Annotated in this window: 23 protein-coding genes and 3 pseudogenes; 18 read left to right on the top strand and 8 right to left on the bottom strand. The window is 56.8% G+C overall.

Features of this window, described 5'->3' with window-relative positions:
• Positions 1 to 94 precede the first annotated feature (94 nt).
• Entirely contained in the window at positions 95 to 730 is a 636-nt protein-coding gene (locus HNH97_RS04400; RefSeq protein ID WP_010511801.1) for a TetR family transcriptional regulator, read from the bottom strand.
• Between the two features lie 105 nt (positions 731 to 835).
• Between HNH97_RS04400 and HNH97_RS04395 the strand changes: the two genes are divergently transcribed.
• Positions 836 to 1507 (top strand): O-methyltransferase, encoded by a 672-nt coding sequence (locus HNH97_RS04395; RefSeq protein WP_171790006.1) that lies wholly within the window; start codon positions 836 to 838, stop codon positions 1505 to 1507.
• 342 nt (positions 1508 to 1849) lie between these two features.
• Here the strand turns inward: HNH97_RS04395 and HNH97_RS04390 are convergent.
• The 4 genes and pseudogenes from HNH97_RS04390 to HNH97_RS04375 form a co-directional block, all read right to left on the bottom strand.
• Positions 1850 to 2643 (bottom strand): annotated as a pseudogene (locus tag HNH97_RS04390) (IS5 family transposase).
• A gap of 189 nt (positions 2644 to 2832) precedes the next feature.
• Entirely contained in the window at positions 2833 to 3546 is a 714-nt protein-coding gene (locus HNH97_RS04385) for a putative phage abortive infection protein (RefSeq protein WP_171790005.1), read from the bottom strand.
• 207 nt (positions 3547 to 3753) lie between these two features.
• Positions 3754 to 3999, bottom strand: coding sequence for a hypothetical protein (locus HNH97_RS04380; RefSeq protein WP_171790004.1), 246 nt, complete (start codon positions 3997 to 3999; stop codon positions 3754 to 3756).
• Between the two features lie 190 nt (positions 4000 to 4189).
• On the bottom strand, positions 4190 to 4840 hold the full coding sequence (locus HNH97_RS04375) for an SOS response-associated peptidase (RefSeq protein WP_171790003.1): 651 nt from the start codon (positions 4838 to 4840) through the stop codon (positions 4190 to 4192).
• 264 nt (positions 4841 to 5104) lie between these two features.
• Here HNH97_RS04375 and HNH97_RS04370 point away from each other — a divergent pair, with 264 nt between their 5' ends.
• The 12 genes and pseudogenes from HNH97_RS04370 to HNH97_RS04310 all read left to right on the top strand — a co-directional run bounded on the left by HNH97_RS04370 (position 5105) and on the right by HNH97_RS04310 (position 17637).
• Entirely contained in the window at positions 5105 to 5881 is a 777-nt protein-coding gene (locus tag HNH97_RS04370) for an ImuA family protein (RefSeq protein WP_171790002.1), read from the top strand.
• On the top strand, positions 5781 to 7004 hold the full coding sequence (locus tag HNH97_RS04365) for a DNA polymerase Y family protein (protein WP_244949308.1): 1224 nt from the start codon (positions 5781 to 5783) through the stop codon (positions 7002 to 7004). Before HNH97_RS04370 ends, HNH97_RS04365 begins: the two co-directional genes overlap by 101 nt.
• The gene (locus HNH97_RS04360) at positions 7001 to 10168 is read left to right on the top strand and encodes an error-prone DNA polymerase (protein WP_171790001.1); all 3168 of its coding nucleotides are present in this window, start codon (positions 7001 to 7003) and stop codon (positions 10166 to 10168) included. The genes HNH97_RS04365 and HNH97_RS04360 overlap by 4 nt, the downstream gene beginning before the upstream one ends.
• A gap of 348 nt (positions 10169 to 10516) precedes the next feature.
• A complete protein-coding gene (locus tag HNH97_RS04355) occupies positions 10517 to 11671 on the top strand; it encodes a DNA cytosine methyltransferase (protein ID WP_171790000.1) in 1155 nt (384 codons plus the stop codon).
• Positions 11661 to 12815, top strand: a complete 1155-nt coding sequence (locus tag HNH97_RS04350) for a DNA cytosine methyltransferase (protein ID WP_171789999.1) — start codon at positions 11661 to 11663, stop codon at positions 12813 to 12815. Before HNH97_RS04355 ends, HNH97_RS04350 begins: the two co-directional genes overlap by 11 nt.
• Positions 12812 to 13624: a Bpu10I family restriction endonuclease gene (locus tag HNH97_RS04345; RefSeq protein WP_171789998.1), complete on the top strand. Its 813-nt coding sequence runs from the start codon at positions 12812 to 12814 to the stop codon at positions 13622 to 13624. Before HNH97_RS04350 ends, HNH97_RS04345 begins: the two co-directional genes overlap by 4 nt.
• Entirely contained in the window at positions 13617 to 14447 is an 831-nt protein-coding gene (locus tag HNH97_RS04340) for a Bpu10I family restriction endonuclease (RefSeq protein WP_171789997.1), read from the top strand. The genes HNH97_RS04345 and HNH97_RS04340 overlap by 8 nt, the downstream gene beginning before the upstream one ends.
• Before the next feature lie 353 nt (positions 14448 to 14800).
• Positions 14801 to 15289, top strand: a pseudogene (locus tag HNH97_RS04335) (ParB/RepB/Spo0J family partition protein); the annotation flags it as partial.
• 246 nt (positions 15290 to 15535) lie between these two features.
• Positions 15536 to 15922, top strand: a pseudogene (locus tag HNH97_RS04325) (S26 family signal peptidase); the annotation flags it as partial.
• 1 nt (position 15923) lies between these two features.
• The gene (locus HNH97_RS04320; RefSeq protein ID WP_171789996.1) at positions 15924 to 16265 is read left to right on the top strand and encodes a DUF736 domain-containing protein; all 342 of its coding nucleotides are present in this window, start codon (positions 15924 to 15926) and stop codon (positions 16263 to 16265) included.
• On the top strand, positions 16262 to 17368 hold the full coding sequence (locus HNH97_RS04315; RefSeq protein WP_244949307.1) for a TrbI/VirB10 family protein: 1107 nt from the start codon (positions 16262 to 16264) through the stop codon (positions 17366 to 17368). Before HNH97_RS04320 ends, HNH97_RS04315 begins: the two co-directional genes overlap by 4 nt.
• The gene (locus HNH97_RS04310) at positions 17365 to 17637 is read left to right on the top strand and encodes a DUF2274 domain-containing protein (protein WP_171789995.1); all 273 of its coding nucleotides are present in this window, start codon (positions 17365 to 17367) and stop codon (positions 17635 to 17637) included. The genes HNH97_RS04315 and HNH97_RS04310 overlap by 4 nt, the downstream gene beginning before the upstream one ends.
• Positions 17638 to 17666: 29 nt before the next feature.
• Here the strand turns inward: HNH97_RS04310 and HNH97_RS04305 are convergent, their stop codons facing one another.
• Positions 17667 to 17966 (bottom strand): type II toxin-antitoxin system RelE/ParE family toxin, encoded by a 300-nt coding sequence (locus HNH97_RS04305; protein WP_171789994.1) that lies wholly within the window; start codon positions 17964 to 17966, stop codon positions 17667 to 17669.
• The gene (locus HNH97_RS04300; RefSeq protein ID WP_171789993.1) at positions 17953 to 18207 is read right to left on the bottom strand and encodes a type II toxin-antitoxin system ParD family antitoxin; all 255 of its coding nucleotides are present in this window, start codon (positions 18205 to 18207) and stop codon (positions 17953 to 17955) included. Before HNH97_RS04300 ends, HNH97_RS04305 begins: the two co-directional genes overlap by 14 nt.
• A 337-nt stretch (positions 18208 to 18544) precedes the next feature.
• Here HNH97_RS04300 and HNH97_RS04295 point away from each other — a divergent pair, with 337 nt between their 5' ends.
• From HNH97_RS04295 to HNH97_RS04285, 3 genes are all read left to right on the top strand, one after another.
• On the top strand, positions 18545 to 19492 hold the full coding sequence (locus HNH97_RS04295) for a patatin-like phospholipase family protein (RefSeq protein ID WP_171789992.1): 948 nt from the start codon (positions 18545 to 18547) through the stop codon (positions 19490 to 19492).
• Between the two features lie 4 nt (positions 19493 to 19496).
• Positions 19497 to 20387, top strand: coding sequence for a nucleotidyltransferase domain-containing protein (locus HNH97_RS04290; protein ID WP_171789991.1), 891 nt, complete (start codon positions 19497 to 19499; stop codon positions 20385 to 20387).
• Positions 20388 to 21054: 667 nt separating this feature from the next.
• A complete protein-coding gene (locus HNH97_RS04285; protein ID WP_171789990.1) occupies positions 21055 to 21819 on the top strand; it encodes a hypothetical protein in 765 nt (254 codons plus the stop codon).
• A 411-nt stretch (positions 21820 to 22230) separates the two neighbouring features.
• Here the strand turns inward: HNH97_RS04285 and HNH97_RS04280 are convergent, their stop codons facing one another.
• Positions 22231 to 22605 carry a hypothetical protein gene (locus HNH97_RS04280; protein ID WP_216657524.1) on the bottom strand — a complete coding sequence of 125 codons (375 nt, stop codon included), beginning with the start codon at positions 22603 to 22605 and terminating at the stop codon, positions 22231 to 22233.
• Between the two features lie 101 nt (positions 22606 to 22706).
• Here HNH97_RS04280 and HNH97_RS04275 point away from each other — a divergent pair, with 101 nt between their 5' ends.
• Positions 22707 to 23684: a toll/interleukin-1 receptor domain-containing protein gene (locus tag HNH97_RS04275; RefSeq protein ID WP_171789988.1), complete on the top strand. Its 978-nt coding sequence runs from the start codon at positions 22707 to 22709 to the stop codon at positions 23682 to 23684.
• A 443-nt stretch (positions 23685 to 24127) separates the two neighbouring features.
• Positions 24128 to 25240, top strand: coding sequence for a Fic family protein (locus HNH97_RS04270; protein WP_171789987.1), 1113 nt, complete (start codon positions 24128 to 24130; stop codon positions 25238 to 25240).
• The last annotated feature ends 26 nt before the right edge of the window (positions 25241 to 25266 follow it).

Genomic DNA, 25266 nt, shown 5'->3' with positions numbered 1-25266 from the left:
ACATGTGTGTGAATGTAAGCTGGGATGTCTTCTGACTGAGCCGAAGGTGGTCTAGCGCACTTAGAGCGGCCGACACCCGGATGACAGATTCCGATCAGATGCTTCCGGAGAGGCGGAGCAGATACGCTTCGAACATATCGGCCATGGCATCGGCATAGGCTGCGATTTCCACGTCGCTTCGGGGTGTTTCCGAGAACGCCTTGCCGACCGCACCGAAAGTCGTTCTGATGAGGTCACCTGCCAGGGTGCGCTCATCGTTCGTGGCGTTCGGCAGGACCTCGCGCATAAAGCGCTGGAGGATGTCATTCCCCGCCTGTCGCACTTCTGCGGCTTCCGGTGCATCCCGGTAGAGGGGGGCAGCATCGTCGAGTGCTATACGGACGGATGCTTCCGCGCATTCCGAACGGATGAAAGCATGGGTCAGTACTCGCAAACGCGCCAGCGGTGGTTTGCCGGCATCTTCAAGCGTATCGCGCAGCATCGCGGTCGTCTCCCGCCATTCGTCGGTCTGGAGCCGGAACAGGATGGCGGCCTTGTTGGGGAAATACTGATAGAGCGAACCGATGCTGACGCCGGCTTTCTCCGCCACACGGGCCGTGGTGAAACGCGTAGCGCCTTCCTCGGCCAGAACACGAACAGCCGCTTCCAGAATCGTGGCGACAAGTGCGGCCGAACGCGCCTGGCCTGGCTGTTTGCGGACGGAAATCCTCGGGTTGCGGCGATCGGTCATGGTGTTCCGGGGAATGCGAATAGAAAACGCGATGAATCAATCGTATTTTAGCGGCGTGCGCAAGGTAAAGCGCAGCAACCTCCGTTACGGAACAGAGATCACATCATGACCCCTGATAAAGCTCCCACTCTGATGAGTTCACCTGTTGCTCCGCTGCTCGACCGGCTGTTCGCCGAGGCGGACGCCGCCACGAGCCCTGCTGTTTCTAACTTGGCCCCAGAGGAGTTGCAGCGTCTGGTCGGCAGCCGGGCTGACTATGTGCAATTCTACGGTCTCGCAAAAGACCTGTGGCTTCCCGTCTCACGCGAAACAGGCACGCTTCTTTACATGCTGGCCCGCGCCATGCAGGCGCAGGGTATTGTGGAATTCGGAACATCCTTCGGGATCTCGACGATCCATCTTGCTGCCGCTCTGCGCGACAATGGCGGTGGCAGGCTGATTACCACCGAGTTTGAACCGTCCAAGGTCGTCCGTGCGCGGCAGCACGTTGAAGAAGCCGGGCTGGCCGATCTTGTGGAAATACGAGAGGGGGATGCCCTGACTACGCTCGCCACCAATCTGCCCGAGACCATCGACCTTGTGCTGCTCGACGGTGCCAAGCCGCTTTATCCTGATATTCTTACGCTGCTGGAAAGCAGGCTGCGCCCTGGCGCGATGATTGTCGCGGACAATGCCGATTATAGTCCGGATTATCTGTCGCGGGTGCGTTCTCCGGGCGCCGGGTATCTCTCGCTGCCGTTTGATGGAGACGTCGAACTGTCGGTGAAGCTTGGCTGATTGCTGCGTTTTGTGGAGACGCATTGCCCATATGAAGGTGTAGGGCGATAGAAAGGTAAGAAAGCGCGTATCAGACTTTCTGCTCGAGTGGAGCAGAAAGCAGACAGTCAGTAATCGCCTCAAGTCAGACACCAAAGTGATGGTGGCGCTTGCCCGAAAGCCGACGTTTTTAGGTGAACCACGATAGACCGCGTTTTTGGCGCTATGCAGAACAACCGCATTTGAAGGGACCGGGCCGGAAGCGGACAGGAGGCAGACGCCTTCATCTTGGCCGTCTATAAGAATCCGTCCAAGATCCTGCTTATGATTACAGAGTCTTCTGAGCATCACCCGGACTGATGCTCATTGAAGGAAAGCGAGTGCGTTCTGGTTGAGGCACTCCCAATCCTTGCTCAGGCGTCGGTAACGGTTCTGCCAGGCGATGGTGCGTTCTACAACCCAAGGCTTGGGCAGCAACACCACGAACTTTCGGGCATCGCATCGTCGCCCGATCTCGACGTCCACAGTGCGGCAGGCATGGGCCAGTCCCTGCTGGAACTTCGACCCCTAATAGCCAGCGTCGGCGTAGAGTTTTAGAAGGAACGGATACAGCCCGAACAATGTTGCCATCAGCATGACGCCGCCGTCGCGGCCCTGGATATCAGCCGCATGCACGATGGCGGCCATCAGAAGTCCCTGTGTATCGACGAGGATATGCCGCTTCTTGTCCTTAATCTTTTTGCCACTGTCGAAGCCAGACGGGTCGATCCGGCAACCCTTTTTCGGCACTTTTGAAGCTCTGACTGTCAATAATGGCCGCTGTGGGGCCGGTGTGCGCGACGCACCTGTTCGCGGCAGAGCACGTAAAGGGCATGGCGCAACCGCTCGAGTGTACCCTCATACTGCCAGCGGCAGAAATAATAGTTCATCGTGCTGCGTGGCGGCAGATCTTTCGGGATCGCGTGCCACTGGCACCCGGTGCTCAGAATATACATCAGACCGTTCATGACCTCGCGCACGTTCACGGTCCGCTTGTTACCGCCCAGCTTCGCATGGGGGATCATCGTCTCGATCAGCGACCATTCCTCGTCAGCCGGGTCGCTGGGATAGCGGAGTTTGCTACGGTCATACCAGACGCGATTTTCAATCGTCCACATCAAGCGGCCTCTCCAAATTGGGGCTGCCGACATGGAATCACAGATGGTTTCTAAAATTCAAAATGATCTTGGACGGACACCAAGAATATTTGAATAATCTTAACTCAGTCATTCGGTATAATAAATTGCCTTAAATTCTCCTTTTGAAAATAAAGTGGTAATTCATATTATTTATTATAATATTTTCTATTAGTCGCGACTTGACCAAGATTCTAAAGGATAGAATTCCTTTATCGTATTAAATAAAATACTATCCTTTTTATGATACTTCAGAAGTCTAAAGTATATTATTAATTCACCCATATCTTTTGATATGGACGATAATCCATTGAGAGCGATCAAAGAAATATCATTCTCAGAAAGCTGCGCTCTAATTAATCTACCATATCTAAATTTATTCATGGGAGATATTCGTTCATCATTTTTGATTTCATCAAGAATAAAATACAAGGTTCGAAAAAATGCCCCAAAACTACTTTCAACGTTCGGGTATATTTCCATATAAAAATTATTTACAGAATCTGCATTGAAGGGTCCATGGTATCTACGCTTGAATTCTGATAATTTATCACCATATTCGTGGCATAGTCTATGAATGGCTTCAAACCCTACCAATTTCGTTCTTCGATCGGGACGGCCATAAAAAATAACTATATCAGATTTTATCTCCCTGAGTAATTTTATATTTTCATATACTCTTTGCTCAAAATTTTTATTGTAATCGCTATCGTTTTGTTCCCCGTTTATTTTTATTTGAAGAATAATGGTTATAACAACAGACGCAAATCCAAGAATTGTAAAGAGAGAATTTATAGCTCCAAAAGAATCGCCCCAAGTGCCACTGATGGAAAAAGAATTGGCATCTTCTGGTCTATTATTTGGTAGATTTGTGAATAATTTCATTACCTTGTTAGGGTCCGTTGCAAAATAACCCCAGAAAATTATAGGAATAAAACAAATCGATATTGCAAATAATAAACCATATTTATTTAATTTTTTATAATTATATTTTCCATTTCTGGATGTACTTAATATATCAATATATATTATAAGAGATATTACTACAATAATAAGAAATGAATATATCATTATTTCAAGCCAATAGTCTGTTTATTTATACGGCCAGTCTGAATCGTCATCTTCTGATGGATGTACAATTGTTGTGCTTTCTCCAAATATTTTCCTTAAATATCTAATAACCGCCTCGGGTTCGTCGCCATTGAAATGTAGTCCCACGTCAATTTCATTGGTCAAATCTTCGCCAGTATCAGCATTTCTTACTGATTCAATTTGAAACATGCCATATGCTCCGGCATGAGCAGATCTTTCCCAATCATAATGCACTTCTATTCGCATGCCTTGATTATCCAAATCATAATGTTCGCAAAAACCTATAAAACATTAATATGATAAAATGGAATTATAACGAACGCAAGGAAGAGCTTCCTTCAATAGAGTTCAGACTCCTATCTCGTTGATAGAGAGTCAGGTATTTGCTTTATCTTAGCCCAAAGCCGACCTTCCGTTCTCCCCCCAAAGGCGTCATTTAATAACTGCCTACCGGGGGAGCATGTACCATCTTTAGGACGTTGTCGGGCAGGGGGTGCTGTAGTTGTAGCGCATCGTCCAAGGGCCCCATCATCCACAGATCCAGTTCTTCCGGCCGGGTCAGGATGACCGGCATGGCTTTCGGATGAATGGCACCGACCTCCTGATTAGCGGTGGTGGTCAGGAAGCTGAACAGGTCGTCCGTCGTCTCGCCATCCGCCAGTTTTCGTACTGACGTCCACTGGCACCAGATTCCCGCGAAGAAAGTCAGCGGTTCCCCATCGCTGCGGGCAAACCAGACGGGCCTGCTGGTCCCATCCGGCAGGCGCTCCGGTTCGCAAAAGGCCGTGAGCGGCACCAGGCAGCGATGCGCGACACCTTCCCAGCGCTTCCACCAGGTCGAGGTCGGATTGCGGATATTGGTCACACCCCGATCGACCCTGTGGCCTTTCAGGTAGCCCGGCGGCGTGGGCATGCCCCAACGCGCCATGACCAGTTCACGCCCGTCCTGCGCGTTCCGCACGATGGGCGCCAGAGTGTTGGGCCAGATCTCGGGCAGGGGCTGGAGATTGCCGGTGCGGTCGGTCATGACCCTGGCCGCCTCCCGGATCGCCTGCTGGCTGCTGGTCATCGCATAGAGGTTGCACATCACGCCTTCCTTTCGCGAGTCCGGATATGGGTGCTCTGCCGGATGGTATCCACCCTGCACGAAGGGGATGGCCGGACTGTTCCTGATAAACCCCTGCAATCCAGACAGTTTTCATTGAGCCTGGATCGGACGGCAGGCCTGTGCCCGCGTCCGGATCACAGTCGCTTTTCCGAAACGGGTTGACATTCGTCACCGCACCAGAACAAATAATGAACACAATCGCTGATTCCATACCAGAAACACCCGAATGGACTGTCCGACCCCATGCCCGCACCCGAACCCCGTCCCGCGCTGGAGGCGCTGAGAGCACAGGTCAGCCGCCTCGAAGGCCAGGGTCGACGCAGGCGGGGCGTGCTGCCCTTCGGCATGCCCGAGATTGACGGTCGTCTGCCGGACGGGGGGCTGGCGCTGGGCGCGCTGCATGAGGTCGCAGGCGGTGGCCATGACGCCCTGAATGCAGCAGCATCCGGCCTGTTTTCCGCCGGGATCGCAGCGCGGACACGGGGCAAGGTGCTGTGGATCGCCACCCGTCAGGACCTGTACGCCCCGGCACTGCAGCAGGTCGGACTGTCGGCGCGACGGACCATTTACGTCGCGGCCAGTTCGGACGTCGATGTCCTGGCCTGTTTCGAGGAGGCATTGCGCCATCAGGGGCTGGGCGCGGTTGTCGCCGAGGTCGCCCGCCTGTCCATGACCGCCTCACGCCGCCTACAGCTGGCGGCCGAGACATCCGGCGCGCTGGGCATCGCCATACGACGCTGGCGGCGACAGACGGATGCGGCCGATTTCGGCCAGCCTACCGCTTCGGTCACCCGGTGGCGGGTCTCGGTCCTGCCATCCGTGCCGCTGCCGGTCCCCGGCGTCGGCCGGTCCCGCTGGCTGCTGGAACTCATCCGTGCCCGCGCGGGCGAATGCGCCGATTTTGAAGTGGAGGCCTGTGATGCCAAAGGGAGACTGGCGCCGTGTCGTCTCGCTCTACCTGCCGCTCTGGCCGACAGACCGGCTCAGGAAGCGGCTGGGAACCAACGCGCCCGCGCCTGAGTGCCCATTGGTGCTGGCCGGACGGGAAGGGCGGCGACGGGTCGTGCTGTCGGTCGACCTCGCTGCCCGCAGGTTGGGCCTGCGTCCCGGCACGCCTGTCGCGAAAGCGCAGGCGCTCCATCCCGATCTGCTCATCATGGATGCCGACCCGGACGGTGACCGGGCAGGGCTGGAGCGGCTGGCGCTGTGGTTCCAGCACCGCATCGCCCCCATCGTGGCCCCCGATCCGCCAGACGGCATCGTGCTGGATACGACCGGTGCCGATCACCTGCATGGGGGCGAGGCCGTCATGCTGGAGAACATGGTCACACGCCTGAAGGAGTCCGGGATTACGGCCCGGGCCGCGATTGCCGATACGTGGGGTGCCGCCCATGCGCTGGCGCGCTATGGCCGGGGACGCATCACCCTCGTGCCGCCCGGTAAGACGGCGGCAGCGATTGCCGACCTGCCCATTGAGGCACTGCGCCTGCCAGCGGATATCATCGATGGCCTCCATGGGCTGGCCACGGCCATGCCGGTGCGGGACGTCAGACGCCTGACCCGTCTGCTCTGTGACAGGATCGAGACCATCGATCCGGGCTTCGGGATCGAGCGCATGGTGCTGACGGCTTCGCTGGCCGAGCCGATCCTCCACCGCCAGGGTGTATCCGCCCTGATCGAGGAGGAAGAGGCCGACGTCTCCGACCTGATCGATACCCTGGCCAACCGCGTCGGCACACAGGCCCTGTATCGCTTCGCCCCGGTGGAAAGCGACGTGCCAGAGCGAGCCGTCTGCCGCGTGCCCGCCCTTGCAGCCGAGGACGGAAAGGAGTGGCCGGATCACTGGCCACGCCCCACCCGCCTGCTGCCCCGTCCCGAGCCGATCCAGACCATGGCGGTGTTGCCCGACCATCCGCCGGTCTTCTTCGTCTGGCGTGGCATCCGCCGCCGGATCAGATGCGCTGATGGCCCCGAGCGGGTCTTTGGCGAATGGTGGAAGGGCGATGCGGAACTGACCACCGTGCGGGACTATTTCCGGGTGGAAGATACCAGCGGCGAGACATTCTGGGTTTACCGGACCGGGGATGGCGAACATGGCGAGACCGGTTCGCAGGGCTGGTTCCTGCACGGTCTCTTTGAATGAGCATGCCATACGCCGAACTGCAGGTGACGAGTTATTTCTCGTTCCTGCGCGGCGCATCCTCACCGATTGAACTGTTCGAACAGGCGAAGGCCCTTGGCATCGAAGCACTGGGCATCTGCGATCGCAATTCCCTGGCAGGCATGGTGCAGGCCCATGTCGCGGCCAAAGAGACCGGCATCCGCCTGGTCGTGGGCTGCCGTCTCGACCTCGCCGATTTCGCGCCCGTGCTGGTCTACCCGACGGACCGGGCCGCCTATGGTCGCCTGTGCCGACTGCTGAGCCTTGGCAAGGCGCGGGCCGGGAAGGGGAAATGCCGTCTGCTCTGGGAGGATCTGGTGGCATGGGGAGAGGGCTTCCTTATAATCCTGCTCCCGGACACGGCGGATGACGCCTGCGCCCTGCATCTGCGCAAGCTGCAGGACGCCTTTGCCGACCGGGCCTATATGGCGCTGACCCTGCGGCGCCGGCCTAATGACCAGATGCGGCTGTATGAGCTGGCGAACCTGGCCCATCAGGCACGGGTGCCAGCGGTCGTGACCAATGACGTGCTGTTCCACACCCATGACCGGCGCATCCTGCAGGATGTGGTGACCTGCATCCGCAACCACACCACCATCGACGAAGCCGGCTTTGCCCGCGAGCGCCATGCGGACCGTTACCTCAAGCCGCCCGCGGAAATGGCCCGGCTGTTCAGCCGCTATCCCGAAGCGGTGGCCCGGACCATGGAGATCGTGGAACGCTGCCGCTTCAGCCTTGATGACCTGGCCTACCAGTATCCAGACGAGGTCTCCGTCCCCGGCCAGACGCCGCAGCAGGCGCTCGAAGCCCTGACCTGGGAAGGGGCGGCAACGGCCTATCCCGAAGGCATTCCGCCCGAGGTCAGGAAAACCCTCAGCCATGAACTCGCCCTGATCGGGCGCATGGATTACGCGCCGTATTTCCTCACCGTGCACAGCATCGTCCGTTACGCCCGATCGCAGGGCATCCTGTGCCAGGGGCGGGGATCGGCGGCCAATTCTGCTGTCTGCTATGTGCTGGGCATTACCGCCATCGATCCGGCACGGACGTCGCTGCTTTTCGAACGCTTCGTCTCCGAAGAGCGCCGCGAGCCGCCCGATATCGACGTGGATTTTGAGCATGCGCGCCGGGAGCAGGTCATCCAGTGGATTTACGGTCATTATGGCCGTAATCACGCCGCCCTTACGGCGGTGGTTACGTGCTATCGCGCCAAGGGCGCGCTGCGCGATGTCGGCAAGGTCATGGGCCTGCCCGAAGACCTGATCCGCACCCTGTCCGGCCAGATCTGGGGCTGGGGGCGGAAGCTGGATGAGGGCGCGCTGAATGAAACGGGGATCGACCTGTCCGACCGGCGCATCCGGCTGACGCTGGATCTGGCGCGCTGCCTGATCGGCGTGCCGCGTCACCTGTCGCAGCATCCCGGCGGGTTTGTCCTGACCCGTGACCGGCTGGATGCGCTGGTACCGATCGAACCGGCGGCCATGGACGCTCGCCAGATCATCGAATGGGACAAGGACGATATCGACGTCCTGAAATTCATGAAGGTCGATGTGCTGGCCCTGGGCATGCTGACCTGCATGAAGAAAGGGCTGGACCTTCTGGCCGAACACAAGGGACAGCATTACACGCTACAGACCATCCCGGCCGAGGATCCGCGCACCTACGCCATGATCCGCAAGGCCGACACGATCGGGGTGTTCCAGATCGAATCCCGCGCCCAGATGTCCATGCTGCCGCGTCTCAGGCCCCGGGTGTTCTATGATCTGGTGATCGAGGTGGCCATCGTCCGGCCCGGCCCCATCCAGGGCGACATGGTGCATCCCTATCTGCGCCGGCGGGCCGGGCAGGAAAAGGAAATCTACCCGACGCCGGAACTCGAAAAGGTGCTCAGGAAGACGCTGGGCATTCCGCTGTTTCAGGAACAGGTGATGCAGGTGGCCATGGTCTGCGCCGGGTTTTCGGCATCTGAAGCTGATCAGTTGCGCCGGGCCATGGCGACGTTCAAGAATACCGGCACGGTCTCGCGTTTCCGCACGCGCCTGATCGAGGGGATGACGGCACGGGGTTATCCCGAGACCTTTGCCGAACGCATCTTCCAGCAGCTTGAGGGGTTTGGCAGTTACGGCTTTCCCGAAAGCCATGCAGCCAGCTTCGCCATTCTGGCCTATTCGTCATCCTGGATGAAATGCACCCATCCGGATGTGTTTCTGGCAGCACTCCTGAACAGCCAGCCCATGGGATTCTACGCCCCGGCCCAGCTTGTGCGCGACGCCCGCGAGCACGGGGTCGAGATCCGGCCGATCTGCGTCAACGCCTCGCGCTGGGACAGCACGCTTGAAGGCCCGGAGCGGGATGACGGGCTGTTTGCCGTCCGTCTGGGCATGAATCTTGTGAAAGGGCTGGCCAATGAGGATGCGGCCCGCATCGTGGCAGCGCGGGGCGACCGGCCCTTTACCTCGGTCGACGATCTGTGGCGTAGGGCAGGGGTGAAGGGAACGGCCCTGACCCATCTGGCCGAGGCGGACGCCTTCCGGCCGGGGCTGGGTCTTGCCCGGCGTGAGGCGCTGTGGGCCATCAAGGCATTACGTGACGAACCCCTGCCGCTGTTTGCCGCAGCCGCCGTCGTGCGTGAAGCAGAAGAACCCGACGTGCTGCTCCAGCCCATGCGCGACGGGGCCGAGGTCGCACGCGATTACAACCGCACCGGCCTGACCCTGCGGGATCATCCCGTGGCGTTCCTGCGCCCTGATCTCATCGAACGCGGGATGGTGACGTGCCGGCAGGCCCTGGAGGCCCGGGACAGGAGCAGCCTGTCGGTGGCTGGGCTGGTGCTGGTCCGCCAGCGGCCTGGTTCGGCCGAGGGCGTGGTGTTCATGACGTTGGAGGACGAAACGGCGGCGATCAACGTGATTATCTGGCCCGATATGTTCGAGCGTTTCCGCCGGGTGGTCCTGTCAGGCCAGATGCTGGGGGTTGTGGGGCGGCTGCAGAAGGAAGGGAAGGTGGTACATCTCGTGACGCGTGAGATTGTGGATCTCTCCCATCTGCTGGCCGATGTGGGGAACCGGTCGTCGCAGATACCTCCAGACTTCGATCAGGGCAGGTCTGCCGAAAATATCATTGTGAAGGCCCGGAATTTCCATTGAATGTTGTGTAAGAAGGATAATCCAAGTTCATGATGTCTGCTTACGCCTCAAGGCAGACATCGAAGTGCTGATGGTAGTTGCCAGAAAGCCGACATTGTTAGGCGAACCGCGATAGACTGTGTTAGGGACAGTCTGGACAGTTCCCTTTCACGAGTAATGTTTGGGGTAGAGGATGCATCAGGCAAAGAGGCCGTGTGGAAGAGAAAATCTAAGGGCTTCCATGGACTTGGTTTCGGCGCGTGCTACTCGCCGACTTCGTACCAAATACCAAAGAGGGGATTCTCAGAGGCATACGCTTCGAATATTGTGCCCTTCAGATAAGTTCGACAAGGAGGCAAAACAGACACCATGCGCCTAACTACCGTAGACCTATTCGCTGGTGCTGGGGGGCTTGCGCTTGGAATGGAACTGGCGGGGTTCAAAGTGCGCGCTGCGATCGAAGTTGACAAATGGGCGGCAGAGACGTTTCAAGTAAACTTCAAGGAATCAAAGGTTTTTACTGACAGTGTGTCGGACTTCTCGGATAAGCAGATTGCTAAATTGTTAACCGAGAAGCCTTTGGTGATTGTGGGAGGGCCACCCTGCCAAGGCTTTTCGCATAGTAATATTGTTAATCGGGATCCCCGGGATCCACGTAATTCATTGTTTCGTGAGTTTCTTCGTTGGGTTTCGGTCCTGCGTCCCGCGTTTTTTCTCGTAGAGAACGTCGCTGGTTTGCTTGCGACTAAGACCGCCGAAGGTCGTCCAGTTATCGATGTGATCGAGGAGGAAATCGCGGCGATTGGCTATTGCTCCGACTTAAAGCTGCTTCAGGCGGCCCGATTTGGGGTGCCGCAAAATCGCGAGCGTCTTTTTATCCTTGGTGCGGCTTCTCAGCAGTTGCTCACACGCTTCAGCTGGCCACGCCCAGCTTCTCTGGAGCCAATCAGTTTGTGGGACGCGATATCTGATCTCCCCGAATCGGGGGGGGAGGGCTATGTTTCCCCCCCAAAAAACGCTTACCAAGATTTGATGCGCTCTGATCACAAGGGCAATGCTCCTAGCTTTCATGAGCCGATGCGGCACACTGCCCGCATTGTAGAACGTTTCAAGGCGATCGGCTTTGGAGAAGGGGAGGCTTCAGTTGATGTTGAGTTGAAGCCCAAGGGACGAAATGGGCTTCAAGGAAAAACTTATGCTCAAAACAGTCGGCGTCAACGTCCTGATGCCCCATGCAGCACTATTGTCGCGTCATCGCACACAAATTTTATCCATCCTTATTTCCATCGTAATTTCACGGTGCGCGAACTGATGCGTATTCAGTCGTTCCCTGACCATTTCGTAATGAAGGGAAAGCGCGCGGTGCTCTCAAGGAGCCTGTGCTTAAAAAAAGGATTGCTCGACGACATGCACCTAGACCAGCGCATGCAAGTCGGGAACGCTGTGCCGCCGCTGTTGGCCAAAGCAGTCGCTGAACAATTGCGGGTCGCTTGCATTGGTATCGGATTGCGTAATGCAGCTTAAGGCGCTCGACTTATTTGCCGGTTGTGGAGGCCTTTCGCTTGGCCTCGAGGATGCAGGAATAGACGTCATCCTCGCCAATGAAGTAGATGCGTGGGCTGCGGATACCTACGCGCACAACCATCCGGATACTCACCTGTTGCGAGGCGACGTGCGCAATATCGTTCGCGGGGATCTGCGGGCATTGCGTGGTGAAATCGATCTTGTAGCAGGTGGTCCGCCCTGCCAAGGGTTTTCGGTGGCAGGGCGGCGGCAATTTGGCGAGGTGCCATTTCAAAACACCTTGGTCGAGGCGTATCTGAACGTGGTCGAGGAAGTTCGGCCGCTGATGGTGCTGATGGAAAATGTCGCTGGCTTCCGTACCGCCCAGTTGCGGCCGGGAGTTCGAGCGTTGCCCTTCACCTTTGAGCGGTTGAAGAACTTGGGTTACGAGCCGGCGCTGCTTACACTCCAAGCCACCAATTACGGAGTGCCGTCGCTACGCTCACGCATTTTTGTCGTCGCAATGCTGGGGAGTTGGACGGATGACCCTACTCCTGTTCCAACATTCGGTGTGGGAGCTGCTAATAAACCCCGAAGCTGTTTGGAGGCAATCTCGGACCTTCCTGCCCTTGAGGCTGGTCAGGGTGCAGAGGGTCTGCAACCTTACACCTCGTTGCCGTTCAGCGCGTATCAGTCTTCTATGCGGGCAGGCTCGACGGGCGTAACCAATCATGTCGCGATGAGCCATACGACCCGGATCGTACGGCGATTCCAGACTATTCCGCCGGGCAGCTCCAGCTACCGCAGCACTGAGGGCGTGACAGTCTACAAATCGAACAATCAGCGGCTAATTGGCGATATTCCCAGCCTTTGCATCACGGCGAACTTTCAATCCAATTACATTCACCCTGTTCAAAATCGTAATCTCACAGCTCGTGAAGCTGCAAGGTTAATGACATTTCCGGACCGATACCTGTTCAAGGGCAAGCGGACGCTGATGAGCAAGAAGCTACTCGACAAAGAAGGGCGTAGTGATGAAGCTAATCTGAGCCAGTATAATCAGATCGGCAACTCGGTGCCGCCACTCCTCGCTCGCGCGCTCGGTGAGAAGCTGATTGCCATCGCCACAGCAGGGCAAAAACGCCCGGTGCTTGTCGCCCGATGATTGACAGCAAGTTTCTCAGTCACGCGAGCAACCTTGCTCACAAGCGACGGATAGCGAAGAAGCCGATTGTCTTGGAGTATCTTGCGCAGGTCGAGGAGGCCTACGCTAGTTTTCTCGATGCGCTGGCGTGGGGTGAATGCACGCCTGGCTGGCTTGCTGCTTCAGTGCAAGCGCTGAATCTTTACACGGATATTATCAAAGATGTTGAGAGGTCTGACAGTTTTTTTAACTGGCGTAGCGACTTTGCTTCCTCGCTGCTTCCAGAGTTCCTAGTGCGACTACTCTTTCATAGACTCACCCGCTCAAGCATTAATCCGCTCTTCTCGACACGAGACTCAATCGTTGATGTAACTCTCAGCGGGTATCGCGAAGGCGGTTGGACTGTGCGCCGCAAGAACCAAGACCTTTGCATCGGCTTGCGTACCGACCGCATCCTGCTTGAAGATCGTGAATTTGAGTTCGTCGTGCCATTAATCGCCGTAGAAGCAAAAACCAATATCGATATTAACAAACTGAACGGGCTTGATTTTTCGGCGGAGCGTTTAAAGCGGACATTTCCATCGTCTCGCTATTTCCTAGTGACCGAAACGCTGGATTACTCGCGCAATCGAAACTACTCGGGCTCGATAGACGAGATATACGTTTTACGAAAGCAAATGCGGCACAATGCAAGACGCTCGAAAGCGGAGTACTGCCCGGATGTGTTCGAAAAATTTGCTGAAGACGTGCATTACTATGTCGCGAAGGCCGATCTATCGAAGCGTCATGTCTATGACCGGCTAGCTAGTGGAAGGCTGATCAATGTCTGAACCACAGGTCTATACGCATGGGGCCCGCCTCGCACGAAAGGCAGCCAAGGATGCCAAACTGGTCCCCGTTCTTGAACGATACGAGGCGTGGAAGGCTGCGAGCTTGGCCGTGGATGGTCGTGATGAGGCTGACATCATCGCGCTTACGGGCCTACTCAACGATTATAAAAATGCTGTCGAACCGACCCTAGATGCACGGGCGAATAGCGCTCAAGAAGGACTGCAACCTTCAATCCTGGAAGAATTCCTAGGCTATCTGTTTGCTAATGTGTCTACGGACATTGGACAAGATTTGCTGCGACGCCCTGCATCGAGCTTCATTGGTTTGATATTCAATCCCCGCGATGTGCATGCGCTCGTCGAGGCACCCGAGTTTACGCTGCGCGAAAAGGATCACGATTTTGTTCTCGGGGCGTGCGTCACGCTATCTATTCAGGCTGAAGGCTCGACGTTTACACGAAGCGACAAGTTGGTGGTCCCAGCTGTAGCAATCGAGTGCAAACGGTATCTTGAGCGAAATATGCTTGACGAGTGCGCGGGGACGGCTGAACGAATAAAAAAAGCGACGCCTTATTGCCGTTACATCGTGGCATCAGAATTTCTGAAGTTGGATCGCGCGCTTCCGGAGCTTTCACAGATCGATGAAATCTACGTATTACGCAAACAACGGAATCTTGAACGAAATACGGACATTGTGCTCAATCCAATTTATCCTGAACTGATCGTTCATCTCTATCAGGACGTCATATCTCATCTGAAGCGTATCTGGTGGGATCCGGAAAGTGGCTTAACTTCAGGGCGGGTATTCAATCTTCCGCGCTGAAGCAGAGCTTTAAGTTTGCCTTCGCAGATTGCTTGACCAAAGCAATCCAGTCTTGAGCATCCAGAATAGGAAAGCTGACGGGCCACCTCTGAGAACGAAAAATCGACTGCTGTGCGAGCGACAATGGTCGGTAGCCGTCAGGAACATCAGCGCAGAGAAGGGCTGCTTTCGGTTATCGCTTTCCGATAACCGACATTCTGCTCTCCCCCCATTGCCGTCGTTTCCTGCCGGGAAAAGGTTGCGGATTTTGGGTGGGTCTGGGGCCTTCAGAGTCAGAGGGCTGCGCTGATTTTCGTGACGGGTTGAGAGGATGGGAGAGAGTCTCCTGTCCGCCCGTCATGGAGTGTTTCGCCATGGCGACCGCTATTCCCAAAATCACCCTGAGTTCGTCCCGCGACATCCCGTTCAACCGGCTGGTGCTGTCCCAGTCCAACGTCCGGCGTGTGAAGTCCGGTCTGTCGATCGGGGAACTGGCCCGCGACATCGAGCGCCGCGGACTGCTGCAAAGCCTGAATGTTCGCCCCGTTCTCGACGATACCGGGGCCGAGACCGGTACCTATGAGGTGCCTGCCGGCGGACGACGCTTCCGTGCCCTCGAACTGCTGGTGAAGCAGAAGAAGCTCGCGAAGACTGCCTCGGTGCCGTGCGTCGTGTGCGAGGCCGGATCGGCCATTTTTGCCGAAGATGATTCCTTGGCCGAAAACGTCCAGCGCGTGGCCCTGCACCCGCTGGATCAGTTTCGCGCCTTCCGTGACATGCTGGAGAAAGGCATGTCCGAAGAGGAAATCGCCGCAGCGTTCTTCGTCGCACCGGCCGTGGTCAAACAGCGCCTGCGGCTGATGGTCGCACCCGTGGCCGGGTTGCGGCCTTCGCGGGCGGCGACTTCTTTCACCTTGAACTTGCCGAAGTTCGGCAGGGTGATTTCATCACCGGCCCTGGCGGCGGCGGTCATGCGCTGGAAACGCAACCGATCGATCGTTATCGCCGCCGTCTGTGTTTTGCGCCGGGCGCCGTGTTCGCCCTGCTGCGCTGGACACAGGCGGAGTGCGGCGCGGCAGCCTGCTGCATCGATATCGTGCGGGCACCCCATACGGGTGCCGGAAGGCGATGCGGACAGGCTGGCGCGTGGTGACTATCTGCCGCGTGGCGTGCCGTTGCTCAAACCGGTGGCGGCGATTGGCGGACAGACGGTCTGTCGCACGGGAAGTCATATCGTCGTCGATGGACTGGGTGTCGGCGAGGCACTGACCACTGATCATCGCGGGCGTCCATTGCCTGTCTGGCAGGGCTGTCACCGTCTCGATGCGCGCGAAATCTTTGTGATGAACACGCACGAACCCCGCAGTCTGGACGGCCGGTATTTCGGTCCGCTTCGGGTCAGCAGCGTGATCGGGCGCGCGACCCCGCTATGGGTTGCCGCAGATTCCGTGCCTGCCGCCGGCCTTTCTTCGCCACGCTTTTTGCAGGATCACTGACATGGCCCAGATCGGACTCTTCACGCGCACGGCAGACGGTTTTTCCGGACGCCTGCGCACACTCTCGCTGGATGCCGAACTGACACTGGTGCGCATCGAGACGCCGGAAGGTGGCAACGCGCCCGATTATCGCATCCATCTTGGTGATGGCAGCGACGGCCCCGAAGTCGGCGCGGGCTGGACACGCACCGGCGAACGGGCTGGCGAATACATCGTCGTGGTGCTTGATGACCCGTCGCTGGCACAGGGCGTACGCGCGACCCTGTTCCAGTCGGGCCGTGGTGGACGGGTCTGGCAACTCGTCTGGAGCCGCCCGCAGAAACGTCAGGGAGGCCGCGAATGATGCCCCTGACTGCAGGAACAGGGCAAAAGGGCAGTAGCTCCCGTGTGTGTGCCCGCTCCATGTTGTTCCGGCTGTGCTGCACGGGACTGGCAGCGTCGCTGATGTTTCCGGCACGTCTCGCCTGTGCGCAGGATATCGACGGGCTGGTCCGTCAGGCCGCCCTGCGTGTCGCCCTGCCACCGGAATGGATCCGTGCGGTGATGCAGGTGGAAAGCGGTCGGGATGATCTGGGCAAACCGATCCTGAAGGCGCAGCAGGAAGGCAGGGCCGGACCGGTTTCCGGTATGGGTGACCGGCGCGCCGAACAGGAAGTCGAGGCAGCCATCGCCAGCAAGCTGTTCGTGCAGACGCAGGATGCAGGGCGGCAGGACAGCGTGTCTGCTCTTGCGTCGCCCACTGCTGGGAATAGCACTCCGGCTGCGTCTGCGGGCACAAATGATCGGCAGGCCGCCAACCGTGCCTTTCTGGCAGGACAGCCTGATCGCGTCACGATCAGCCCGGATCGCCTGACGCAGCCTGTTTCCCCATACGTTATTCAGGCGGGAACAGTCATCGCAGGCGCGCTCAACTCGAAAGTCAGTTCGGACCTGCCGGGGCAACTGATCGGGCATGTGACGCAGAACGTCTATGACAGCCCGACCGGGCGCTACCTGCTTGTCCCGCAGGGCAGTACACTTTTCGGCACCTATAACAGCAGCGTCTCTTTCGGGCAGCAGCGCACGCAGGTGATCTGGACCCGTCTCATCCGTCCCGATGGTGAGAGCATTGTGCTCGACAGGATCCCGGGCGCCGATGCGATCGGCCAGACCGGGCTCAAGGATTTGGTGGACCAGCACTGGGGCCAGCTTTTCAGGGCTGCACTGGTGACGACCATGCTGAGCGTCGGGTCTGAAGCCGGGACATCATGGGGTGAGGACAACCTGCTTCAGGCGATCCGCAGCGGCGCCAGTAACGGATTTTCCATGGTGGGAAACCGCCTGATCGACCGAAGCATGGATGTTCAGCCCACCTTGACTGACCGGCCCGGCCTGCCGTTCACGTTGATCGTCAATCGCGATCTGGTCCTGAAACCTTGGCATCCAAATGAAGGAGCCGTGCCATGACAAAACTTCGTATCAGCGCCATTCCTGACAGTCGGCCGGTCAAGCTGACGATCGAGCTGCCCGCAGAGATACATCGTGACCTGCTGCTGTATGCTGAACTGGTCTCGGGAAACGTAGGTGAGGCGGCAGATGCCATCCCCGATGCGGCCCGGCTGGTGCCGCTTATGGTCGGGCGTTTCATGGAGACTGATCGGGCCTTCCAGAAACAGCGGCGGGGCAGAAAGCCAGCATCTGCAGCTGGAACGACAGGCGTCTCCAGCGAACGGTAAAGCAGGTTTGGCGTGTAGTGGCAGCGTCGTCAGTCTGTGTCCATAAGCCGCTCCCAGCGCCGTAGTCTGGGCAGCACGCGGACGATCAGAACTCCGTCGTCGTCAATGAGATAGAGGATATGGTGAGCCCGATGACGGTGCAGCCGTATCGGCGGGTCGAATTCGTGACGTTCCGGCGCAAGCTGCGGATGTGCGGCGATAAGGTCGAACGCGTCCGCCAGTCCTGCATGGTAGACCTCAGCCTGCCGTGGCCCAAAATCCCTCACGCCCTGCGTATAGATGTTGACGATGTCGCCTTCGGCAAGCCGTGTCTTTCTACAGGTCGGCATCCGTCGTCCCGGCAGCCGCGCGAGCATCCTGCAGCAACTGCTTCATGCTTCTGGTCCCGACGCCGCTACGCAGTCCGGCCGTGATGTGGGTTTGAATCTCATCATGCGTCGCACGGGCCTCTTGATCACGCCGGATCAGGTCGCGGACATAGTCGCTCGCATTGCTGTAGCGTCCTGTCCTGGCCTGAGCCTCTACCCATTCCTTCATGGGGTCCGGCAGGGATACGTTCATTGTTGCCATTGGCGCCTCCTAACCTAGATATGACAATCTTTGCCATTTCTTGTCAATAAAATTGGGATTGGCGCACGGTATTCCAGTTCCAGATAGCCGGCTGCGTCTGGATGGGATCATTTATAGGGCCGGACTGGCGGCATCCGCCCTCATACCGGACATCGAAGCGCAGTCTTATGCTTCTGCGAAGCGCACATGGTTTAGATCTCGCAAATTACAATCTCCGTCAGATTTCCGTAGGAACTGCGGGCGTCGAGATTGCATCGCATCGTTTTCTGGGCTGCCCCTCTTTCGTCCGGTTGAGGTCGTGCTAATGTAGGCGACAACGCAATCGATGGACAGGATTATGGGCGAGGGAGCGAAAGAGAAACCTGCAAAGTACCGTATCCTCACCCTCGACGGTGGTGGAGCAAAAGGCTTCTATACTCTAGGCGTGCTCCGCGAAATCGAAGCTATGTTGGGAAAGCCCCTCCACGAAGCTTTCGACTTGGTATTTGGTACCAGCACCGGGGCAATCATCGCTGCGTTGATTGCACTCGGCTATTCGGTGGAAGAGATCCACGCGCTATACAAAGAGCATGTCCCTCGCATCATGCAGCGCAAATCACCTTCAGAGAAATCGAAGGCGCTTGCCGAGCTGGCGGAAACGGTGTTTCACGATGCCATGTTCACCGACGTCAAGACGGGAGTGGGCATCGTCACGACCAAATGGATAATCGAGCGCCCGATGATCTTCAAAGGTAGTGTGGCTCAAGCGCATGGAAGGATCGGCACGTTCGTTCCCGGGTTCGGGGTTCCCATTCGAGAGGCGGTGCAGGCGTCCTGCTCGGCGTTCCCATTCTTTGACCGCAAGTTCGTTGAAACCGCTGCGGGGGACAGAATCGAACTGGTGGATGGTGGCTACTGCGCAAACAACCCCACGCTCTACGCCATCGCCGACGCGACCCAAGCACTGAAACTGCCTTTGGAGTGCCTGCGCGTCGTAAGCATCGGCGTAGGCGTCTACCCTGAACCCAAACCGGCGTTCTGGAGCAAGATGTATTGGGCGAAATACCTGCTCAGTGTCCAGCTCCTTCAGAAGACGCTTGAGATTAATACGAACTCGATGGATCAGCTTCGGACTGTTCTCTACCGCCAGGTGCCTACGGTTCGTATTTCTAATGAATATACGAAGCCGGAAATGGCAACTGATCTGTTCGAGCACGATCTGAACAAGCTTAATGGCCTTCGGCAACGTGGCGTTGAATCATTTGCCGCTGTCGAAGACCAACTCCACGCTCTTCTTATGGACTGACAATATGAGTATACCGGAGGCACAGCTCGATACCTGGGCAAAGCAGGGCTCGATCATACAATCGAAGACAACCTATGAGACGGTCCGCAACGTACTTCAGGAGAGCGGAGCCCCCTACAACTCTCGCTCGTTCGATATTTTCCTGCAAGGCTCATACGGCAACGATACCAATATCTACGCCGACAGCGATGTTGATGTCGTGATGATGCTGGACTCGATCTTCTACACTGACTTGGGCAACCTGAACGAGGCCGAGAAAATAGCCTACAATACCGCACGTAGTCCTGCATCCTATACCTTCGAACAGTTCAAGAAGGAGGTGGTTCAGCATCTCACCAACCGCTTTGGGTCCGGAGTGACACCCGGCAAGAAGGCTGTCTTCATCCCAGGATCGGGCGGCAGGCGCGACTGCGATGTGTTGCCATGCGTGGAGTTGCGTCGGTACACGCGGTTTAACAGCTCCGCTGATCAGAACTTCCATACCGGCATATGCTTCTGGACGCCGGACGGTACCAGGATCATCAACTTTCCCAAGCAGCACTCAGGGAACGCTACGACGAAGCACCAAAACACCAACCAGTGGTTCAAGCCAGTTGTTCGTATCCTGAAAAACATGCGCAATAGCATGATTGACAAAGGGTATATCAAAGCCGGGGTGGCGCCATCCTATTTTTTGGAGGGGATGCTCTACAATGTTCCCAACGCCAAGTTCGGCACCAGCTACAACAGTACCGTCGCGGATGCGCTTAACTGGATCATCAACTGCGATCGTACGAAGCTAGTTTGTGCGAACGAACTTTATTATCTCTGTCACCCGACCTCACCCGTCACCTGGCGGGCCGAGCAACTTCAAACCTATCTTGATGCTGCTCGGAAATTTTGGCAGGAATGGTAAAGTTTTTTCGTAGTGTGCCGCCAAGAATACTTAGGTGCTAATCGGGATTCTTTCTGCGCACTTTTCTTGGCCGACAGCGGTTGTCTTGGCTAGGGCATGAATCGAGAAGACTGGGTCATAAAGGGTGGGATTGTGGAGGCATGCTAATTGCGCGACTGCGCGCTCTTCTCGTGAGAGTCCGTGAGCTCGGAGGTGCCGACTTCGCTGGAGTAGGCGTCATTGTTGCGTCCGATCTCAGCATCCTTCCAATAGCATCATTGCGGACTGATTATGCACGGACACGGAACATCGACGGTTCGGCGATGGAGATGTTGGCAGCGGTATCTCGCGCCGGCAGCCTTTATCATGACGGGTTTCACGTCCTCTCGCCCGAGCTGCATGTTGTAGCACTGTCGCAGTATCTTGCAGCCCCGATCTTGCAAGGCGCCGTTCTTGGAGGTTCACGTGGTGGGGGTGCGCGATATGCTGCTGCCCTGTTCGGCTCCGCAGTTCCGGGCGTGCTTGCTACAGGCGTCGCAACAACGACTTATGGCGTTGCGATTTTCCAGTCGGGTGCTGAGATGGAACTAGATCTGTGACTAAGAGCGATGATCGGAGGTGTCGCCCTCTAAGTGGCGTGGTTTCCGAAAGCCAAGGTGGCTTCCAATCGATTGCGGGTCGCTGGACGATGACCGTGAATTGGTGCCGGGATGGCCAATCTGGAGAGCTGGTTGCAACTGCCCGCGTCGTCGAGGGCGTGGATGGGATCGACATGACGGTCGCAGCGCCGGGTTCGAACTCACATACGCTCCTCGCGCACTGGGCGCGCGAGCCGTCAGGAGCGGCTGTACTCTATTATCTCTTTCAAGTTGAACCAAAAGCATTCGGTCCGAATCCGGCCACCCCTTACAAAGGTGCTGCGGTTCTCCGGCCGGGAGAGGACGGCGTAAGTCTGTCTGGCAATTACTGGACTGACGAGCTTTCTGCGGGGCACTATGTGCTGACACGGTTGGCTGACCCGGCGCCCATGGATGCGGCCATGGAATACGGTCCAAAACATTCAGTTGAGAGTGCACGGAAGATGCGTAAGCTGTTTTTCATTTTAGCCGGCATTGTGTTGCTGGCTATCCTTTTCTTTCTACTTAAGCCTTTGTTCGGTGGAGGAGACGCTTGGGAGCATAGAATAGACTTTTCGGTCAAGAAGGCGTCAGAAGCGTGCCTGCTCGATTCCAATACCGTGGTAAGACGTAACATCGAAGCCGATCTTTCGGCTCGTCTGAAGACTCTCGGCGGAAGGGGGGCAACTACAGAGCAGACGACGCGCCAATCGGTTAACGAGGCATTCTCGGAAGCAGGCCAAATGGCTCAAGACCAGCGGTTGCGCGATTGCGTAACCGAGCGAACTGATCACTTCCTCGGCTATCAGCCTGATACGCCGAAGGCCCGTTCGTAGGCTATTACCTTCGATGACGCACGGGCCGCTACTGTTCCTCCCGCAGTAACAGATCAGTCCGGAAACGCGGTCGACTGGGAGGCTGAAATCGGGAGCGCGCTATCAGCGATAGCCAGCGCTCAGGTATCACAACCGGTCGATTTTTGCGCTGCGGATTAAGCCACAGCTTTTAAATGATTCGGTTGTGTAAAAGCCGCCGTCAAAATGTCCGTCCCCTTCGTCGGCGACTGGCCACGAGGACGACCGCTTTTGGCCGGTATCGAACATAAACGTCGACGCTGCGAACGGCTGCTTTCCCCCCCCATTTCTGCCGGTCTGCCATGCCCGTATCGGAGGCAAGCGACTCCTACCCTCATGTCAGTCCTTGATGCGTTGTTCTGAGGCTCTCGAAAACCACTATCTTTCGCATACCTACAGCGCCACTTCTTCCAGCTTAAAATAGCGATCACCGATCTTCAGGGCTGGGTAGCTTAAGCAAACAGCATATACATCGCTGTATTGTATGTTGATGCCCTGGACATTAAAATAGAGCGCGCCTTTATGGGCAGGTTGGAAATGGTAATAGCTGGTCTCTTGCCGTAAGCCGACGAGGCCATCTCGAGATTCTCCGTGCTCCACGGCGACCTCGATCACCGCCTCCCGCAGCGTTTGTGGATCTTGATCCTGAACCTCTCGAATCCCGCTGACAGCCTGCCGAGGAGCTTGGCAGAAAGTACCGGCGGTACCGATTCTGTTCACTTTCACCTCAGCCAGCGTAACCAACTCCATCAACGCATTCCGGTCCATACCCAAGCTCTTTCCAGCGAAAAATCGTCTCCATACTCTATATCTGATTGCCTGAGCGCCATATATTGGGCCAGAAATTTGACGTAACTGGAGGTCACAGGATGGCGAGCCTTTTTTTTTCGTATTGTCATGCTGACGAAGCGTTGCGCGATCAATTGGAAAAGCATCTGGCCGTCCTGAAGAACCAAGGCATTATTCATGCTTGGCACGACCGGCGCATTGGAGCCGGTCAGGAAATCGACCAGCAAATCGACCAGCACATTGAAACTGACGATATCATCCTGCTTCTCGTTAGTGCGGACTTTCTGGCATCGAACTACTGCTACAATATCGAGATGAAACGCGCGGTGGCGCGGCATGAGGCAGGCGAGGCGATCGTTATTCCCGTCATCCTTCGGCCCTGCGACTGGCACGAGGCCCCGTTCGGCAAATTATTAGGTACCCCGACTGATGGTAAACCCATAACGACGTGGCCCAATATCGATTCTGCCTTTCTCGAAGTAGCGAAGGCAGTCCGTGAGGCTGCGAAGCGGGTGCCAAGCCGTAGAAATAAGGTTGAGACTGAATCGTCAATGCCGATAGTGACCGCTTGGCCTTCAATTCAGGCCACAGCGTTCTCGTTGCCCCGATCCAGCAACCTGCGCGTGACTAAAAGATTCACGGACCTGGACAAGGATCGCTTTCTTCATGCCGGCTTTGATTTCGTTGCCAAATTCTTTGAGGGCTCCCTGGAAGAAATACAAAAGCGTAACCTCGGCATTACCGGTGCCTTTCGCAGGATTGATGCGAACCAATTTACGGCGGTCGCATATCGGGATGGTAAGATCGTCTGCCAATGCAAGATTACTCTTGGAGCGCATTTGGGAAAAGGCATCGCTTATTCTCGTTCCGTCGAGAACTACAACAATTCATTTAATGAGAACATGACGGTCGAAGCTGACGAACAGTCGCTATTTCTGAAATGTCTCGGTATGAGTTCTCGCGACCAGAATGGCGATGGCAAACTGTCGTTCGAAGGCGGTGCCGAGCGTTATTGGGCTATGTTCATCGAGCCGTTGCAGCGTCCAGAAAGATACTGATCGATTTGCTGGGAGTTGAGCCGCATTTACTTCGCCGGTTGTTCTATTTTTTAGACAGGGTCGTTCTAGTTTAATGCAATACCCATGAGCAGCCTTTCTCTGGAAGTCCATAATCATTATTGAACGACTGAGGTGGATATCGATTTGTGACGAATTTCGAGCGTGTCAATGTCAGCTTTTCTGGTCAATCCGCCCGACAGCCCACTTTCCGCTCACCCCCATTGCCGTCATTTTTCCGTCGGGAAGAAGGGTGAAAGACGATCTGGTGTGCAAAAGGCGGCACAGCTTTTCGGGAGGGGTGGAAAAGGTATCGGGAACTTCTTTGCCAAGCGCTCGACCAGTGTGTGCAGGAATAATGGATTTATTCACCGCATATCATGCGGATATAGCCTTGCGGTTTGCGGTGATTAAGTGCCATATTCCCCGCAAGGAGTGCAGGGAATATGGCACGATACATTTATCAGTATGATGACTGGCCCCGCTTCCAGTGGGACAAGGACACCATTTCCCATGAACTAGCCGCGGTGCGTCATCGGCAAGGACGCCTGCTGGGCCGTATGGAAAGCCTCGGCTTCGATTTCAGGTCGGAAGCCGTGCTCCAGACCCTGACGGAAGATGTCATCAAGTCGAGCGAGATCGAGGGCGAAAACCTCGATCGTGAGCAGGTGCGTTCTTCCATTGCCCGGCGACTGGGGATGGATATTGGCGCGCTGGCACCGGTGGATCGGGATGTCGAAGGCGTTGTGGAGATGATGCTGGATGCGACCCGGCATTATGCCGATCCGCTGACCGAAGATAGGCTGTTCGCCTGGCATGCGGCTTTGTTTCCCACTGGCCGAAACGGCATGTCACGCATTCTGGTCGGAGAGTGGCGTGACGACAAAACCGGCCCGATGCAGGTCGTGTCAGGCCCTGTCGGACGGGAGAAGGTTCATTATGAAGCGCCGGCAGCCGGCAGGGTACCCGCAGAGATGCAGGTCTTCCTCAACTGGTGCAATGCCGGGCAAGCGCTGGATCCTGTGCTGAAGGCAGCCATCGCACACCTATGGTTTGTCACCATTCATCCGTTTGAGGACGGAAACGGGCGCATGGCACGGGCCATCGGTGACCTCATGCTGGCGCGTTCGGAACAAACAGAGCAGCGTTTCTACAGCCTGTCGGCCCAGATCCGGCAGGAACGGAAGGATTATTACGCAATCCTTGAGGCTACCCAGAAGGGGGATATGGACATCACGGCCTGGCTGCACTGGTTTCTGGGGGCGCTGGATCGGGCCTTTGATCGTGCTGAACTGGTCTTGGGAAAAGTCATCCAGAAAGCCCGTTTCTGGGACAATCTGGCCGGACAATCGATCAATGACCGGCAACGTCTTATGCTCAACCGTCTGCTCGATGGGTTTGAGGGCAAGCTGACCTCATCCAAATGGGCGAAGCTTGCAAAGACGTCACCAGATACAGCCCTGCGTGATATCAATGATCTCGTATCGCGCGATATTCTGGCCAGGGAGGCAGCAGGAGGCAGAAGCACCAGCTATGTGCTGGTTGTTTCCGAGACGTAAAATGCGGGTCGATACTGGTGGGCAGG

The organism is Gluconacetobacter entanii (assembly GCF_013155425.1).
In the GTDB taxonomy this organism is placed as follows: domain Bacteria; phylum Pseudomonadota; class Alphaproteobacteria; order Acetobacterales; family Acetobacteraceae; genus Novacetimonas; species Novacetimonas entanii.
The sequence above is the reverse complement of the archived record's forward strand: the minus strand, read 5'-3'. Positions and strand labels throughout refer to the sequence as shown.

Excerpts from the sequence above, each read along its gene's own strand:
- HNH97_RS04300 (WP_171789993.1), bottom strand. The coding sequence starts at position 18,207 with ATGGCAACAATGAACGTATCCCTGCCGGACCCCATGAAGGAATGGGTA.
- HNH97_RS04365 (WP_244949308.1), top strand. The coding sequence starts at position 5,781 with ATGCCAAAGGGAGACTGGCGCCGTGTCGTCTCGCTCTACCTGCCGCTC.
- HNH97_RS04280 (WP_216657524.1), bottom strand. The coding sequence starts at position 22,605 with ATGGACCGGAATGCGTTGATGGAGTTGGTTACGCTGGCTGAGGTGAAA.
- HNH97_RS04370 (WP_171790002.1), top strand. The coding sequence starts at position 5,105 with ATGCCCGCACCCGAACCCCGTCCCGCGCTGGAGGCGCTGAGAGCACAG.
- HNH97_RS04345 (WP_171789998.1), top strand. The coding sequence starts at position 12,812 with ATGATTGACAGCAAGTTTCTCAGTCACGCGAGCAACCTTGCTCACAAG.
- HNH97_RS04270 (WP_171789987.1), top strand. The coding sequence starts at position 24,128 with ATGGCACGATACATTTATCAGTATGATGACTGGCCCCGCTTCCAGTGG.
- HNH97_RS04310 (WP_171789995.1), top strand. The coding sequence starts at position 17,365 with ATGACAAAACTTCGTATCAGCGCCATTCCTGACAGTCGGCCGGTCAAG.
- HNH97_RS04385 (WP_171790005.1), bottom strand. The coding sequence starts at position 3,546 with ATGAAATTATTCACAAATCTACCAAATAATAGACCAGAAGATGCCAAT.
- HNH97_RS04395 (WP_171790006.1), top strand. The coding sequence starts at position 836 with ATGACCCCTGATAAAGCTCCCACTCTGATGAGTTCACCTGTTGCTCCG.
- HNH97_RS04360 (WP_171790001.1), top strand. The coding sequence starts at position 7,001 with ATGAGCATGCCATACGCCGAACTGCAGGTGACGAGTTATTTCTCGTTC.
- HNH97_RS04275 (WP_171789988.1), top strand. The coding sequence starts at position 22,707 with ATGGCGAGCCTTTTTTTTTCGTATTGTCATGCTGACGAAGCGTTGCGC.
- HNH97_RS04375 (WP_171790003.1), bottom strand. The coding sequence starts at position 4,840 with ATGTGCAACCTCTATGCGATGACCAGCAGCCAGCAGGCGATCCGGGAG.
- HNH97_RS04315 (WP_244949307.1), top strand. The coding sequence starts at position 16,262 with ATGATGCCCCTGACTGCAGGAACAGGGCAAAAGGGCAGTAGCTCCCGT.
- HNH97_RS04400 (WP_010511801.1), bottom strand. The coding sequence starts at position 730 with ATGACCGATCGCCGCAACCCGAGGATTTCCGTCCGCAAACAGCCAGGC.
- HNH97_RS04350 (WP_171789999.1), top strand. The coding sequence starts at position 11,661 with ATGCAGCTTAAGGCGCTCGACTTATTTGCCGGTTGTGGAGGCCTTTCG.
- HNH97_RS04340 (WP_171789997.1), top strand. The coding sequence starts at position 13,617 with ATGTCTGAACCACAGGTCTATACGCATGGGGCCCGCCTCGCACGAAAG.
- HNH97_RS04295 (WP_171789992.1), top strand. The coding sequence starts at position 18,545 with ATGGGCGAGGGAGCGAAAGAGAAACCTGCAAAGTACCGTATCCTCACC.
- HNH97_RS04305 (WP_171789994.1), bottom strand. The coding sequence starts at position 17,966 with ATGCCGACCTGTAGAAAGACACGGCTTGCCGAAGGCGACATCGTCAAC.
- HNH97_RS04355 (WP_171790000.1), top strand. The coding sequence starts at position 10,517 with ATGCGCCTAACTACCGTAGACCTATTCGCTGGTGCTGGGGGGCTTGCG.
- HNH97_RS04290 (WP_171789991.1), top strand. The coding sequence starts at position 19,497 with ATGAGTATACCGGAGGCACAGCTCGATACCTGGGCAAAGCAGGGCTCG.
- HNH97_RS04285 (WP_171789990.1), top strand. The coding sequence starts at position 21,055 with ATGACCGTGAATTGGTGCCGGGATGGCCAATCTGGAGAGCTGGTTGCA.
- HNH97_RS04380 (WP_171790004.1), bottom strand. The coding sequence starts at position 3,999 with ATGCGAATAGAAGTGCATTATGATTGGGAAAGATCTGCTCATGCCGGA.
- HNH97_RS04320 (WP_171789996.1), top strand. The coding sequence starts at position 15,924 with ATGGCCCAGATCGGACTCTTCACGCGCACGGCAGACGGTTTTTCCGGA.